The sequence below is a fragment of the Streptomyces sp. RGM 3693 genome, assembly GCF_050471125.1.
Classification (GTDB): Bacteria; Actinomycetota; Actinomycetes; order Streptomycetales; family Streptomycetaceae; genus Streptomyces.
Genome location: NZ_JBMPPQ010000001.1, coordinates 3,817,212 through 3,832,287 on the forward strand (window position 1 = coordinate 3,817,212; position 15,076 = coordinate 3,832,287).

The following is a 15,076-nucleotide window of genomic DNA, read 5'->3' on the forward strand; positions in this document are numbered from 1 at the left end:
GCCGAGGTCTCCGTATGAATGGCGTTCTCCCGTCGCCCGACGAACCGGACCACCGTCTCGCGTCATTGCGCCGCCAGGTCAGTGACCTACATCAGGAGCTGGTCCGGTACGGGCTCGTGGTCTGGACCGCCGGCAACGTCTCGGCGCGCGTGCCTGGCGCCGACCTCTTCGTGATCAAGCCCAGCGGTGTCGACTACGACCGGCTGACGCCCGACAGCATGATTGTCTGCGACCTCGACGGCACTGTGGTCGAGGGAGGGTTGGCGCCGTCCTCCGACACCGCCGCGCACGCCTACGTCTACCGTCACCTGCCCGAGGTGGGAGGCGTGGTGCACACCCACTCCACGTACGCCAGTGCCTGGGCGGCGCGGGGCGAGGCGGTGCCGTGCGTGCTGACCGCGATGGCCGACGAGTTCGGCGCCGAGATCCCCGTCGGGCCGTTCGCACTGATCGGTGACGACTCCATCGGGCGAGGCGTCGTGGAGACGCTGAGGGGGCATCGCTCCGCAGCCGTGCTGATGCGCAACCACGGCGTCTTCGCCCTCGGCAAGGACGCGCGCGCCGCGGTCAAGGCCGCCGTCATGTGTGAGGACGTGGCTCGCACCGTGCACATATCCCGGCAGCTCGGGGAACCCCTGACCATCGACCGGTCCCATATCGACCGCCTCCACGACCGCCACCAGAACGTGTACGGCCAGCCCGCATCGTCCGCCGAGTGAGGAGCCCGGATCATGGCAACGACCGACGAGCGTGAGGTGTGGTTCCTGACCGGCAGCCAAGGGCTGTACGGGGAGGTGACGCTGCGTCAGGTGGCCGAGCAGTCCCGCCGGATGGTGGAGCAGCTTGCCCAGCCGCCCGGATCACCGGTGCGCATCGCGTGGAAACCGGTGCTCACCGACGCGACGGCGATCGTCGCAGCGCTCCGGGAGGCCGACTCGGCGCCCGACTGCGTGGGCGTGATCGCCTGGATGCACACTTTCTCTCCGGCCAAGATGTGGATCGCCGGGCTGGACGCGTTGCGCAAGCCGCTGCTGCACTTGCACACCCAGGCCAATGTGGAACTGCCCTGGTCCAGCATCGACATGGACTTCATGAACCTCAACCAGGCCGCCCACGGCGACCGGGAGTTCGGGTACATCCAGTCCCGGCTCGGTGTCGCCCGCAAGACGGTGGCCGGCCATGTCTCCGCTCCGGCCGTGGTGTCCCGCATCCATGCCTGGATGCGCGCGGCGCTGGGGCGCCACGCGCTGCGTGCGCTGCGGCTGGCCCGGTTCGGGGACAACATGCGTGACGTCGCCGTCACCGAGGGGGACAAGGTCGAGGCGCAGCTGCGGTTCGGGGTTTCCGTCAATACGCACGGCGTCAACGACCTCGTCGCGGTGGTAGATGCGGCGGATGACGTGATGGTTAGTCAACTGGTCGAGGAATACGGTGAGTTGTATCGCATGGCGCCCGAGCTCGCACCCGGTGGCGAGCGGCACGCGTCGCTGCGGTACGCCGCCCGGATCGAGGCCGGTCTGCGGTCCTTCCTCGCTGACGGCGGCTTCGGCGCGTTCACCACCAACTTCGAGGACCTCGGCGGGCTGCGGCAGCTGCCCGGCCTGGCGGTGCAGCGGCTGATGGCGGACGGGTACGGGTTCGGCGGCGAGGGTGACTGGAAGACGGCCGCACTGCTGCACACCGTGAAGGCCATGGCCGCCGGGTTGCCCGGCGGTACTTCCTTCATGGAGGACTACACGTACCACCTCGCGCCCGGCGACGAAATGATCCTCGGCGCCCACATGCTGGAGGTCTGCCCCAGCATCGCCGACGGTCGGCCCTCCTGCGAGATCCATCCCCTGGACATCGGCGGCCGCGAGGACCCGGTCCGTCTCGTGTTCGACGCCCGACCCGGACCAGCCGTCGTCGTCGGCCTGGCCGACATGGGCGACCGCTTCCGGCTCGTCGCCAACCGGGTCGAGGTCGTCCCGCCGGCCGAGCCCCTGTCGAAGCTCCCGGTCGCCCGCGCGGTATGGCGACCGGCGCCGGACCTGCGCACCTCAACCGAGGCGTGGCTGACGGCGGGCGGCCCGCACCACACCGTCCTGTCCACCGCCGTGGGCCCCGAGGAAGTCGCGGACCTCGCCGACATGCTCGGCACCGAGCTGCTGCTCATCGACGAGGGGACGACGATGCGTGAGTTCGCCAAGGAGATCCGGTGGAACCAGGTGTACTACCGGTTCGCGGGCGGCCGTTAGCCCCCTCACCTCCGGTAGTCCCGCCGGGTTGCCGGCGGACGGTGGGCGCTGCCGGTCAGTCGACGAACGCCGGCCCCTGACTCCCGGAGACAGTCATGTCCACCGTGCCCCGTTCCACCGCCGGTACGCTCGCCGACGGCCGCACCGTCGACTTACGACCCCTGGCGCCTCTCAACTTCCCCTACTGGTACCGGTGTCGGTCGTTTTTCTTCCGCGTAACACCTTGACGGCCCTTGCGTGAGCGCTAACAATCGCTGACCAAGAAGTCGCCGGAGTCTGGTCCGGAGGTGCGTGTCGATGTCGACCGGACATCGAGGCGGACTCCTCCCACACTCCTGAACCGCCCCATCTGTCGAGAACGAAACCTACGGCTGGGGTTCCCGGCCGCTGGTTCCCCGTGTGCGCATGCGACGCACTGCGAAATGTGAGCGCTAACAGACGGCCTCCAGAAGGCCCTCGGAAAGTCCTTGGAAAGCCCCAGGCAAGGCCCTCTCCCGAACAGGATGATCGGTTATGCGCAGAGCCCGAACCGCCACCGTCAGACCCGGACACCGGAGGGCCGCCGCGTTGGTGCTCTCCCTGGTCGCGACCGTCGGCGCATGCAGCAAGCAGGGGGCGGGGGACTCCTCATCCATCCCAGGCAACGGCGGCGCGACCGCCATCAAGGGCGACATCGCGTTCAACGACGCCAACCTCGCCAAGCTGCACGCGGCGTTGAAGAAGGCGCTGGCCGGCAAGGACCTGTCGCAGCTGCGCCAGTCCATGGTGGTCAACGTGTCGGTGGACTACTGGAACGCCGGCAAGGCCGGCTTCCAGAAGGGCCTGTCCGACCTGGGAGTGCAGGGCACCTACCAGGCACCGGCCAACGGACGTCTTGACCAGCAGCTGTCGATCATCCAGACGCTGCGCGGCCAGGGCATCACCGGACTGAGCGTCTCGGCGATCGACCCCACGGCCATCAAGGCACCCATCGCCTCGGCGAAGCGGGCCGGTATCCCGGTGCTCGCGATCGACTCGCCGCTGCCGAAGGAAGACGGCGCGGATCTGTACCTGGGCACCCCGAACTACCAGGCCGGCCACACGGCGGGCGAGGCGATGAAGCAGGCGCTGGGCGGCAAGGGCCAGGTGGTGATCCTGGTCGGATCGCTGACCACCTCCAACGCCGTGGAGCGGATCCAGGGCTTCGAGGACGCGCTGAAGGGGTCCGGCGTCACGGTGGTGCAGAAGCTCTCCGACGGCATGGACTCCTCGAAGGCGTTGTCCAACGCCCAGACCGCGTTCCAGACCAACCCCGACGTCAACGGCCTCTACGGCGTCTACTCCTACGACGGCCCGGCCGCCGCGCAGGCCGTGCAGGCCGCGGGCAAGACCGGAAAGGTCAAAATCGTCTCCGATGATAGCGACCCGCAGACCATGGAGTTCCTCACGTCCGGTGTCATCCAGGCCACCGTCCTCCAGCAGCCCTACCAGCAGGGGTACACCGGCGCGTATCTCCAGGCAGCGCTGAAGGTGCTCGGCAAGGAGGCCACTATGAAGATCGTCAAGCCCTATCTGGAGAGTGACGGCACCACGCTGTCCTCCGGTGTCGGCCTCGTGACCAAGCAGAACCTGGCCGCGTACCAGGCCAAGATGGCCAAGATGGGCATCCGCTGATGGCCGCGACCGCCCAACTCGCCGTGTCGCTAAGGGATGTGAGTAAGGCGTACGGCCCGGTGACCGTGCTGGACATCCCGTGCCTGGATCTGGTGCGTGGGCGGATCGTGGCCGTCGTGGGGGAGAACGGCGCCGGCAAGTCGACCCTGATGGGAGTGCTCTCCGGCATCGTCACCCCGACCACCGGCACCATCGACGTCGCGGGGCGGCGCCTGGCGGCCGGGCGCCCGGGCCACGCCCGGGAACTCGGCGTGGCCCTCGTCGCCCAGGAGTTCCCGCTGGTCGGGCAGTTGAGCGTGGCGGAGAACCTGCTGCTCGGGCGCCGCCCGGAGCGGGCCCGCATCCTTCCGCCCGACTCCCACCACCACCCTGCCCAGGACGGCCGTTCGGGCTGGCACCGACTTCTGGACCGGATGGTCTTCGACCGGGCCGGCGCTCGTGCCGAGGCCCGTGCCCTGCTGGCCGAGGTGGGTGTGACCGACGTCGACGTGGACCGGCCGGTCGAGCGGTTCCCCGTGCCGGTACGGCAGATGATCGAGATCGCCAAGGCGTGGGGCCACCGCCCGCTCGTACTGGTCCTGGACGAGCCGACCTCGTCCCTGGGACCCGTCGAGGCCGAGCGGGTACTGGAGCTGGCCCGGTCGCATGCGGCGGCCGGCGGCGCGGTGCTGTTCATCGGACACCGCCTGGACGAGGTACAGGCCATCGCGGACCGGGTCCTCGTTCTGCGCGGGGGACGGTTGGTGGCCGACCTCACCCCCGACGAGGCCACCGAGGAGCGGATGATCCGGGAGATGGTCGGCGGCGAACTCGCCCGCGCCGAACTGGAGCCCCCGCCGACCGTGGGGCGCCACCCGGTCCTCTCCGTAAGGGAGTTGACCGCCGACGGCCTCGGACCCGTCGACCTGGAGGTGCGCAGCGGGGAGATCGTCGGCGTCGCCGGTCTGATGGGGTCCGGCCGCAGTCGGTTGCTGCACACCATCATGGGCGCCCAGCGGAGTACCGGCGGCACGGTGCTCTTCGACGGCGCGGACTTCTGTCCGAGGCACCCGGCCGACGCGGTCGAGGCAGGCATCGGCATGGTGCCCGAGGACCGCAAGGCGCAGTCGCTGCTGCCGGCGCACCCGGTGCGGTGGAACGTCACGCTGACCACCCTGCGCAAGATCAGCCGCCACGGGGTGCTGCGGCCGCGGACCGAGAAGGCCCATGCGGCCCGCATCGTCGAGGAGTTGGGGGTGCGGCTGCACAGCCAGGAGCAGCCCATCGGCGACCTCTCCGGAGGCAACCAGCAGAAGGCGATCTTCGGCCGCTGGCTGGCGGCCGAGCCCAAGCTGCTGCTCCTCGACGAGCCCACCCGGGGTGTCGACGTCGGCGCCAAAGCCGAGATCTACGGTCTGATCGACGCCGCAGCCGAGCGGGGGCTCGCGGTCCTCGCCGCCTCCTCGGAACTGGAGGAGTTGATGTGGATCTGTCACCGCATCGTGGTGATGGCGCACGGCCGGGTGGTCGCGGACATCCCCCGCGAACGGTTCGGCAAGGAAGTGATCATGACCGCAGCGGCCGGTACGCAGTCCGGTACGCACGCCGGCGGCGCGCAAGGGAAGGCGATCGCATGAACCTCGGCACCGCACCGGCCCCGGCCGCGGTGGACGTCGGCAGGCAACCGAGCAGACCGCTGGTGCGCCGCCTGGCAGAGACACCGGAAGTAGGCGTCGTGGTCGCCTGCGCGCTGGTCTTCGCCGCGCTGGCACTGGACAAGCCCGCCTTCGCCAGCGCGGTCAACCTCCAAGGCATGGGCTTCGACCTGGCCCAGTACGGCCTCATCGCCATTGGTGAGTCCCTCGTCATCCTCACCGGCGGAATCGACCTGTCGGTCGGCGCCCTCCTGGGCACCAGCGTCATCCTGATGTCCTGGTTCAACGTACGGGCCGGGCTGCCGCCGCTGCTCGCCATCCTGATCACGCTGGCGATCGCCGGGGCGGTGGGCCTGATCCACGGCCTGGCCGTCACCCGGCTGAAGATGCCCCCGTTCGTCGTCACCCTCGTCACCTACACCGTCGCTCAGGGCGTCACCCTCGCCGTCACCTCCGGCACCTCCATCACCGGCGTCTCCGGGATGTTCGGCGACATCGGCCAGACATACGTGGCGCAGATCCCCCTCCCGCTGATCGTGTTCGCCGTGGTGGCGGCCGCCGCCTGGTTCTTCCTGGAACGCACCTACGCCGGCCGGCAGGTCTACGCCGTCGGCGGCAACGCAGAGGCCGCACGGTTGGCAGGCATCCGGGGCGATCGGCGGATCATCTCGATGTACGTGACCAGTTCCCTGCTGTCGGTGCTCGGCGGGATCATGGTGCTGGGACGGATGGGCGTGGGGTCGGCCAGCGGTGTGGGAGTCGGCTGGGAGCTGTCCGCCATCGCCGCGGCCGTCATCGGCGGGGTCAGCCTCGTCGGTGGCCAGGGCCGCATCCTCGGCATCGTGGCCGGGACCGCCCTCCTGGAGCTGATCAACAACGGCCTGACGGCCCTTCAGGTCAATTCCAACTACACCAACATCGTGCTGGGTTGCGTCCTCGGCCTGGCCGTCGTCGCCGACCGACTGCGCGCCCGCAGCATGGCCCGGCGCACCTGACACGCGCGGCGCCTCCCATCGGGAAAGCACCCGTGCCATGCCCCCGATATGAGCGCCCACCCCCGGTCCGCTACGCCGTTCCACCTGGAGCCGATCCACCCCTCCCCACCCCCCATCGAGCAAGGGAGACACCGTGATCCCTGCGCCACTCCATCGGCATCTGAGAAGACTGGTGCTCGCCGTGACCGCCGTCATCGCGGTGGTCGCGGGCGCGCTCACCGCGGCCACCCCGTCCCAGGCCGCCGACCAGCGGCCGTGTGACGTCTATGCGGCCGCCGGCACCCCGTGCGTCGCCGCACACAGCAGCACCCGCGCGCTCTACGTCGCGTACGACGGCCCGCTGTACCGGGTGAAGCGCGCCTCGGACGGGGCCAGCAAGGACATCGCCCTGCTGTCGAGGGGCGGTTACGCGAACGCTGCCGCCCAGGACTCCTTCTGCGCGGCCACCAGTTGTACGGTCACGGTCGTCTACGACCAGTCACCGCGCCACAACCACCTCACCATCGAAGGCGCCGGCGGCGCGGGCTCCGCGGACACCGGCGTCCCCGCCGACGCGTTGCCCGTCACCGCGGGCGGCCACCAGGTCTACGGGCTCTCCTTCTCCGGCCGGATGGGCTACCGCGACAACGCCACCTCCGGTGTTGCCGTCAACGGCCAGCCGGAAGGAACGTACATGGTCACCTCCGGAACGCACGTCAACAACCGTTGCTGCTTCGACTACGGCAACGCCGAGACCAACAACAAGGACACCGGCAACGGCCATATGGACGCGATCAACTTCGGCACCGAGTGCTGGTTCGCGCCGTGCCGCGGCTCCGGCCCCTGGGTCCAGGCCGACCTTGAGAACGGGCTCTTCCAGTCCGACGACGGCTACAGCAAGAACAGCTCCAACACCGGCAACCACGCCCCCTTCGCAACCGCCCTGTTGAAGAACAACGGTCAGAACCACTTCGCCATCCGGGACGGCAACGCCCAGTCGGGCGGCCTCACGACCGAGTACGCCGGACCGGAGCCGAACACCCCCGGCTACTCCCCGATGCACCAGGAGGGCGCCATCGTCCTCGGCACCGGTGGCGACAACAGCAACGGCTCCATCGGCTCCTTCTTCGAGGGCGTCATGACCAGGGGCATGCCCACCGACGCGGCTGACATCGCCGTCCAGGCGAACATCACCTCGGTCGGCTACGGTGCCGCGAGCCGGGTGGCGCCCGGCACCATTCCGGAGAAGGCGGACCAGGTCAGGAACCGCAAGAACCTTGGCTCCCGCGTCCACGTCAGCCGGTCGTCGCCGGCCCTGCGCAGGCGTCGGCGATGACTCGTGTGTCCCAGTAGAACGGGCGGATCTCAGTGATCCGCCCGTCCTTGACCGTGATTGTCTGCAGGATCGGAAAGGAGAGTTCGCGGCCTGTCGCACGGGCGCGAGCACGGACCTGGGTGAGTACTACGGCAGTCTCACCAGTGGCGAGGAACTCCTGCTCCACCATGTTGAACGACTCCCAAACCGCACCCATCGAAAGGAAGAACCGCGTCATTCCCGAGTGCCCACGCCACGTGCCGCCGTAAGGCAGAGCCTCGGCTTGATGCAGCACGACATCCGGTGCGAAGAAGGGGGCAAGCAAGTCGAATGAAGCCTCGCCAGGGCCTCCGGCCGCCAGGTACTCGGCCTCAGCCGCATACATGCCGGTGAGGACCGTAACCGAGTCTGCAGTGGGTGACATCGTCATGCCGCAAGTGTGATCAGTAAGGGCGGAGGACGCTGGCGGTCATCAGACATCGAGGTCACGCACAGTGCCAGCACTTTCCCAACAGGCCCACCAGACCTTTCGCGGCCGCGGTCAGTTCTTCAGGGCGAGCAGTACGGCGGCGCCGGTGAAGGCCACTGCGCTCAGCAGCAGCAGGGCAACCGCACCGCACATCGCCATGCCCAACGAATTGCTCACCGTCGACCGCCCTTTCCGCTTCGTCCGGCACTCCGAGTCCTCGCACACGGGGGGGACGCAGCACCCCCGAGACCGGTTGCGGAACCGGACGCCCCGACTCCCGGAGCGCCGGATCAGCTGCGGTCCACTGAAACGCTACGAGTGCAGCGACGCCAGCGCATGGCCTGAGAGCGGACGATTTTGGTAGCTCTCGCGGGGGTAGCCGGCGGCGACAGCGGTGGGGTGTGGGATGGTCACTTGCGGATGCGGGGCGTTTCCACGCGGATCCGCAAGGGGGCCAGGAGCGAGTTGACGTAGTCGCGGCCGGCCGCGCTGTCCAGGGGCAGCGAGTCCTGGCCGGATGGTGCGAGCCGGGCGGGGGCGTCGTCGGACGTGTAGAGGACGCAGACGTCGCTGGAGTCCGGGCCGAAGTCCTGACGGGAGGGCCAGCGGAAGCCCGCGGCCCACGGGGCCTGGTGGCGTATCCAGGAGCCCCAGCGGCGGGTGCGCGGGTAGTCCGGGGCCGGGGACTGGACCAGCCAGATGTCCTGGTGGACCGCGGTCAAACCGGCCCGGTCGGTGAGGTCGACCAGCGGCAGGTCGGCCACCGCGACGACCTTGGACAGCAGCATGTCGCGCACCCGCCGCTGGGTGATGCGGCGCCGGCCGTCGGGCCGGAAGCACAGGTCACGGGCGAGGGTCTCGCACAGCGCGGCGAGCGGGGACAGCGCCGCGTACAGGTAGGGGGCCGGGCCGGTGCTCAGTTCGTCGCGGATGTCGCAGAACCGCCCACCACCCCAATGCAGATCGGCGGGCAGCTCCTTGAACTCGGTGGCGGCCCGGCGTGCGCTGTGCACGCGCCACAGTGCGGTACCGGCCGGCAGGACGTGCCGGCTTGGCAGGGCCCGGACGGTCGGGGCGGGGATCATCTGGTCGGGCATGTCCTCACCACTCCGGGGTCTCGGCCCAGGCGGCGGACCGCAGGGCGTCGTCCGCTCCGGTGCCCAGCAGCCGCGCCGGCGGGGCGTCGAGCCAGACGTTGGAGCCCAGCCACCAGTCGGCGGCGCCCCAGGGGTCCTCCTCGGCGGAGAGCAGCCGGTTGATCTCGATGACCACCGGGTACGGCGCACCGGATCCCGGATCGAATTGGAAGGTGGGGATCAGTTCCACGTCGTTCTCGTCGGTCAGCAGGATGAGGTCATGGGTCTGGTCGGCGGCCAGGTCCACGGACGCGGCGGGGACGGCGGGTTCGGCGAGCAGCCAGGCATCGTCGGCGTCCGGGCGGTAGGGAGTGGCCTCTTCGGGGGGTGGTGGGGCGGCGTCCCCGGTGTCGTGCGGGCCGTCGGTCCCGGGTCGGGCCGCGGCGCCGGCCAGGGCCGCCGGGCTGTGGCCGGGGGTGGTGAGCACATCCGTGCGCAGCGCCAGGAGCAAGGGCAGCAGATGGGGGTCCGGCGGTGCCGCCGCCCCGGGTCGGAAGCGCACGCCGGGCGGGGTCAGGGCCTCCCGGGCGGGGTGACCGGGCGGGGCGAACGGCTTGATCAGCTCGCGCAGGTCGCGGGCGGCGGCCACGGGGTCGCCCTCCGCCTCGGCCAGGATCTCCCACAGTTCCTCGCGCGCCGCCGGGTCCAGTCGCCCGGACAGGTCCGCCCAGTGCCGGTGGATCGTCTCGACGGCCGTAGCCAGGAACGATGCGCCCTCGTTGCGGTTGGCGGCCAACGCGACACCCCCTCTCCCCGCCGGTCACCGTAACAGCGCGGAGACGAAGGGGAGTTGAGATCGTCGAAGGGGACCCGGGGGTGGGTCGGGTGAGGCATCATGGGTACCTCGCATCGCCCGCGGGAATCGGTGCACGTCGTCAGGTCCACGGGCTCCGGGCACCGCCCGGTACCGACCGTGCGCCCGTCCCGGGCGGTTCACCTACGGCCCTGGGGGAGGGGCAGTGAGCAACTCCGCGGCATATCGGTGGTCCTACGTGGACGTGGAAGCCGAACGACGCCGGGAACTGCGCGCCCAGTTGGCGCAGGAGACCGCCCACGCCCGTGAACTACAGGAACAGGCCAGGGCGCTGCGCCGGGTGCACCGCACCGCGCCGGTCGACGTGCCCGTCGTCACCGTGTCGTCGCAGGCCGGCTCCGAGGAGCTCAGCACGGCCCTGGAGTCGGCCCGCCGGACCAACCGGCGGGCCGAGGCCGAGCTCGGCCGGGCCGCCGCCGGCATTTGGTCCCTCCCGCCCGAACGGAGCGACCGCCCGGCGACGCCTCCGCCCGCGGCCCGGCAGCGCGCCGCGCAGGAGGCGGAGCGGGCGCGCCAGGACCGCAGCGCACAGGTCAGGGCGGCGGCGCTGGTGGAGGCCGAGGCCCTGCTGCACCGCGACGGGCCCGCCTGCGAACCGGCCGACCTGCCCGGCTTCGCCCGCCGCCTGGAGGCGCTGCGCCGGGCGGACAGCCCCGAGACGGCCCGCACGCTCCTGGCCGACCTGGGGGTCCTGGTGCACAAGTCGGCGCTGCGGCAACGGGTCGCCGCCCGGACCGCCGCGCTCCGGGCCCGGCTGCTCGACCGCCTGGCGGACACCGAACCGGCGGACCGGCAGCGGCTCGCGGCGGCCGTGGCCGAGGCACCCGACCCTTCCCACCTCCAGGACGAGGTGGAGCAGGCCGTGCAGCGCGCGGATGCGGCCCGGTACCGCTCCACGGTCGCGGACACCGTGATGCAGGTGTTGCGCCAACGCGACTACGCCGTAGGCGAGGATTTCGCCGACCTGCTCGCCGCGGACGGCAGCGTCATCGTGCCGTTCGGCGCCGCGGCCGGGGGACCGGGCACCGGCGCGGTCCCCGAGGGCTACGGCCTGCGGGTCGCGCTGCCCGCCGACCGGCCCGGCCTGACCACCGCACTGGTACGCGCCCCGCAGGTCGGCACGGACGACGGCGGCAGCGTCGCGGACCCGGGAGCGGAGACCGACGACCGGGTCCAACGCTGGTTCTGCGACGGCCAGTTGCCGGGCATCGAGGACGCGATCCGCGGTCACGGCGTCGGTCTGGACCGTACCTCCGCGCTACCGCCCGGCGTGCGGCGCACCGTGGTGGTGCCCGACGCCCCCTGGCCCGAGACCGGACGCGCCCACGACGACCGCACCGGCGACCGGACGACCGGCGACCGCACGGCCGACGACCGCACGGCGGAGGACCGTGCGGCCGGCGAGCGCGCACCGGCCCGGCGGCCGGCGAAGAAGGCCACGCCGCCGCGGACCACCGCGTACCCGCAGGAGCGGCAGCGTGAGCGCTGACACCCCCACCCCGCTCCACAAACCCGACCCGCCGGCCCCGGAACCCGCACCGCCCCCGGCCCCGGCCCCGGCCTGGATCCGGGAACTGGACATGGCACTCGCGGTGTACCCGCAGATCCTGCTGACCGGCAACGTCCGCGACCAGTTCCTGCTGCCCGAGGACGGCGACGGGGGAGTGGCCCTGCCCGAGCCGGACCGCCCCCTGATGCCCTACAGCCTGGAGGACGTCGTCGAATCCGTCTGCCGGGCGCGCGGCTACGGCGCCCTGGCCCGGCAGGACAACGTGATCGACCGGGTGGTCGCCTGGCGGCTCACCGGCGGGTTCACCTTCCCGCCGGCCCTGCGCCGGATGGCCGAGGAGGACGCCCGCACCGAGCGGGACCGGGCCCGGCGGGAGGACGACGGACCGGACGCCGAACAGGAGGCGGACGAGGACGACGACACCGAGGCCGGCACCGCCCGGCTGCGCGAGATCATCATCGGCACGGTCCGGCACACCGGCCCGGCCATCGGCCTGATCGTCCCCTACACCGACCGGCTGGGCTCCTCGCGCGGCCCGGTCGCCGGCCAGGCGGCGCGACTGCTGGCCACCGTCGAGGAGTTGGGACACACCGCGCGTCCGGTCGCCGGCGACGGGGGCGTCACGCCGTACAACACCCTGTTCTGGGTGGCCGAGAAGCAGGAGGACCTGCCGCTCGAATTCGCCATCGGCAGCCGCGCGCTCCGCGTGATCACGGTGCCCGAACCACCGCACGACCAGCGCCGCGAGGCCAGCCGGTACGTCGTCGAACGGCTCGCCGCCCGCCGCACGCGCGAGGGCGGCGAACCGGTGGCGGAACCGGAGCGGGCCCGGGCCACCGAAGCGCTGAGCCGCTCCTCGTACGGCCTCGGGGTCGGGGAGATCCTGGCGGTCGGGCGGATGGCCGCCGACCGGGGGCTGTCACTGGCCCGCCTGGACGAGGCGGCCCGGCTGTACCGGGTGGGCGTGCTCGACAACCCCTGGGCCACCCGGGCGGTGCGCGAGAACATCCTCAACGGCGAGGACTACCTCAACGCCCAGGTCATCGGCCAACCGCACGCCGTGCGGCGCACCGTGGAGATCTTCATGCGGTCGGCTGCCGGACTCACCGGCGCGCAGTCCGCCAGCTCGCCCAGCAGACCGCGCGGCACGCTGTTCCTGTCCGGCCCCACCGGCGTCGGCAAGACCGAACTCGCCAAGGGCGTCGCGAAGATGATCCTCGGCGAGGACGCCCGGCCGATCCGCTTCGACATGAGCGAGTTCGCCGAGGAACACGCCCGGGACCGGCTCATCGGGGCGCCGCCCGGCTTCGTCGGACACAGCGCCGGCGGCGAGCTCACCAATGCGGTCCGCGCGCACCCGATGAGCGTCCTGCTCTTCGACGAGATCGAGAAGGCCCACCCGCGGCTGTTCGACCTGTTCCTCCAGATCCTGGAGGACGGCCGACTCACCGACGGACAGGGCGCCACCGTGCACTTCACCGAATGTGTCCTGATCTTCACCTCCAACCTGGGCGTCGCCGCACAGGTGGTGCGTTCCTCGGCGCAGCGCGCCGCTCCCACCGGCGGTACCGGCAGCGACGCCGGCGACAGCGGTGGTGACGCGGGGAGCAAAGAAGCGGAGGAGGCCAAGCGACAGCCCCGGCTCACCCGGCACGACAAGCCCGAAATGGTGCGGGAGGCGCTGCGCTCGGCGTTCGACACGTTCTTCAACGACCACATCGGCCGGCCCGAACTGCGCAACCGGTTCGGCGACAGCTTCGTCCCGATGGACTTCATCCAGCCCGAATCGGTGCCGTTGATCCTCAACAAGTCCCTGGATTCGGTGATCGCCCGCGTCCGGGACGTGCACGGCGCCGAACTCACGGTCGCCGACGATCCCTGGGAGGTGCTGCGCGTCGAGGCCGCCGGCCGACTGGACCACGGCGGCCGGGGCGTGGTGACCGCCGTCGAGTCGGCACTGGTCAACCCGCTGTCCCGGGAGCTGTTCCACCAGCCGGCCCGGCGCGGGGAACACCTGGAGGTCGAAGCCGTGGAAGGCGAGGGCGAGGCGTACAGGGTGCAGGTGCGGCGATGGAACTGACGGGGGAGACGCTGCGGGTGTCCGACGTCCTGGGGCCGATCACCACCCTCGGGCCGGGGCGCCGCCTGGGCGTGTGGGTGCAGGGCTGTCCGCTCGCCTGTGCCGGGTGCATGTCCCGGCACACCTGGGATCCGCGCGGCGGCCGGGACGTCGGCGTCGGGCAGCTCGCCGCGCTGTGGCGCCAGGGGCTGGCCGACGGCTACGACGGGCTGACGGTCAGCGGCGGCGAACCATTGGAACAGCCGCGGGCACTGGCCGCGCTGCTGGCCGCCGCCGACCGGGTACGCCGCGAAGCCGGACGCCCGGACGTTGACCTCCTGGTCTACACGGGCCGGGAGGACGCCGAGCTCGCCGCCTCGCCGCAGGCCGCCGCGGCCCTCACCCACGCGGACGCCGTCATCACCGGGCGGTACCGCGTGGGCGAACCGACCCGGCTGGTCTGGCGCGGCTCCGCCAATCAACGACTGGCGCCCCGCACCCCGCTCGGCCACCGCCGCTACGGCCCCCATCTGACCCGGCTCGCCGACCGGTCCGAGCTGCAGGTACGGGTGACCGCCGACGCCGTCCACCTCATCGGAATCCCCCGACCCGGCGAACTCAGCGCCCTGGAACGGGACTTGGCGGCCCGCGGTGTGACCTTCCAGGAGAACTCATGGCGACCGTGACCACCCGATACCGCTGTCCCGTGACACCGGAAGCGTGCCCGACGTCGCCCCGGCGCGGCTTCTGCCCGGTACACGAGTGGGAGCGACTGGTACCCGAACGCACCTTCCTCGCCGCCGAGTTGGAGGAGGAAGCAGTCGATCCGGCGGGAGATCCGGCGGGCGATGCGGTGGGCGATGCGGTGGACGAGCCGGCGGCGGCCGGGGAGGCGACCGGGCACGAGGCCGGGGGTGCCACCGGTCCGCCGGTCCGGCTCGCCCTGGTACTCGCCGGGGCGTTGGTGCCGGTGCGCGACGAGGGCGGGGCACCGACGCTGCTCGGCCGCGACGCCCCCGACTGCGCGCACGTACCGGAGCTGTCCGCGCTCGACCAGATCTCCCGCGCACACGCCGAACTGTCCTGGCACGCGGGCCGGCTCCTCCTCACCGACACCGGCTCCGCCAACGGCACCTACGTCGACGACGAGAGGATCACCGGCCCCACCCAGATCTGGCCGGGCAGCCACCGGCTCCGACTCGCCCGGGACGTCGAGGTGACCCTCGTCGCACTCGACGAGTTCGGCGCGCCCTGCTGAACAGCACCACGACCCGT

13 protein-coding genes are annotated in these 15,076 nt (G+C 71.4%); 10 read left to right on the plus strand and 3 right to left on the minus strand.

The genetic code is table 11. The annotated features are described in order from the left end of the window. Positions 1-14: 14 nt before the first annotated feature. The 6 genes from ACO0M4_RS16915 (at position 15) to ACO0M4_RS16940 (ending at position 7,834) form a co-directional block, all read left to right on the plus strand. Positions 15-719, plus strand: coding sequence for an L-ribulose-5-phosphate 4-epimerase (locus ACO0M4_RS16915; RefSeq protein ID WP_430371090.1), 705 nt, complete (start codon positions 15-17; stop codon positions 717-719). Between the two features lie 12 nt (positions 720-731). Beyond that, positions 732-2,237, plus strand: coding sequence for an L-arabinose isomerase (gene araA, locus ACO0M4_RS16920; protein ID WP_430371092.1), 1,506 nt, complete (start codon positions 732-734; stop codon positions 2,235-2,237). A gap of 513 nt (positions 2,238-2,750) precedes the next feature. Further along, entirely contained in the window at positions 2,751-3,890 is a 1,140-nt protein-coding gene (locus ACO0M4_RS16925; RefSeq protein WP_430371093.1) for a substrate-binding domain-containing protein, read from the plus strand. Next, positions 3,890-5,506 (plus strand): sugar ABC transporter ATP-binding protein, encoded by a 1,617-nt coding sequence (locus ACO0M4_RS16930; RefSeq protein ID WP_430371094.1) that lies wholly within the window; start codon positions 3,890-3,892, stop codon positions 5,504-5,506. Before ACO0M4_RS16925 ends, ACO0M4_RS16930 begins: the two co-directional genes overlap by 1 nt. Further along, complete coding sequence (locus ACO0M4_RS16935) at positions 5,503-6,519, plus strand: ABC transporter permease (RefSeq protein ID WP_430371096.1); 1,017 nt, start codon at positions 5,503-5,505, stop codon at positions 6,517-6,519. The genes ACO0M4_RS16930 and ACO0M4_RS16935 overlap by 4 nt, the downstream gene beginning before the upstream one ends. Before the next feature lie 181 nt (positions 6,520-6,700). Continuing rightward, positions 6,701-7,834, plus strand: a complete 1,134-nt coding sequence (locus ACO0M4_RS16940) for an arabinofuranosidase catalytic domain-containing protein (RefSeq protein WP_430371098.1) — start codon at positions 6,701-6,703, stop codon at positions 7,832-7,834. Here the strand turns inward: ACO0M4_RS16940 and ACO0M4_RS16945 are convergent. The 3 genes from ACO0M4_RS16945 to ACO0M4_RS16955 form a co-directional block, all read right to left on the minus strand. Continuing rightward, on the minus strand, positions 7,794-8,243 hold the full coding sequence (locus ACO0M4_RS16945; RefSeq protein ID WP_430371099.1) for a nuclear transport factor 2 family protein: 450 nt from the start codon (positions 8,241-8,243) through the stop codon (positions 7,794-7,796). The genes ACO0M4_RS16940 and ACO0M4_RS16945 overlap by 41 nt on opposite strands. 449 nt (positions 8,244-8,692) lie before the next feature. Beyond that, complete coding sequence (locus tag ACO0M4_RS16950) at positions 8,693-9,379, minus strand: RES family NAD+ phosphorylase (protein ID WP_430371100.1); 687 nt, start codon at positions 9,377-9,379, stop codon at positions 8,693-8,695. 4 nt (positions 9,380-9,383) lie between these two features. Next, positions 9,384-10,154: a hypothetical protein gene (locus tag ACO0M4_RS16955; RefSeq protein WP_430371102.1), complete on the minus strand. Its 771-nt coding sequence runs from the start codon at positions 10,152-10,154 to the stop codon at positions 9,384-9,386. Between the two features lie 223 nt (positions 10,155-10,377). Here ACO0M4_RS16955 and ACO0M4_RS16960 point away from each other — a divergent pair, with 223 nt between their 5' ends. The 4 genes from ACO0M4_RS16960 to ACO0M4_RS16975 are packed head-to-tail and all read left to right on the plus strand — an operon-like array spanning position 10,378 to position 15,059. Continuing rightward, positions 10,378-11,721, plus strand: a complete 1,344-nt coding sequence (locus ACO0M4_RS16960) for a hypothetical protein (RefSeq protein ID WP_430371103.1) — start codon at positions 10,378-10,380, stop codon at positions 11,719-11,721. Then, positions 11,711-13,822 (plus strand): AAA family ATPase, encoded by a 2,112-nt coding sequence (locus ACO0M4_RS16965; protein WP_430371105.1) that lies wholly within the window; start codon positions 11,711-11,713, stop codon positions 13,820-13,822. Before ACO0M4_RS16960 ends, ACO0M4_RS16965 begins: the two co-directional genes overlap by 11 nt. Continuing rightward, positions 13,813-14,487 (plus strand): 4Fe-4S single cluster domain-containing protein, encoded by a 675-nt coding sequence (locus ACO0M4_RS16970; protein ID WP_430371107.1) that lies wholly within the window; start codon positions 13,813-13,815, stop codon positions 14,485-14,487. The genes ACO0M4_RS16965 and ACO0M4_RS16970 overlap by 10 nt, the downstream gene beginning before the upstream one ends. A gap of 20 nt (positions 14,488-14,507) precedes the next feature. Beyond that, on the plus strand, positions 14,508-15,059 hold the full coding sequence (locus ACO0M4_RS16975; protein WP_430371108.1) for an FHA domain-containing protein: 552 nt from the start codon (positions 14,508-14,510) through the stop codon (positions 15,057-15,059). Positions 15,060-15,076 lie beyond the last annotated feature (17 nt).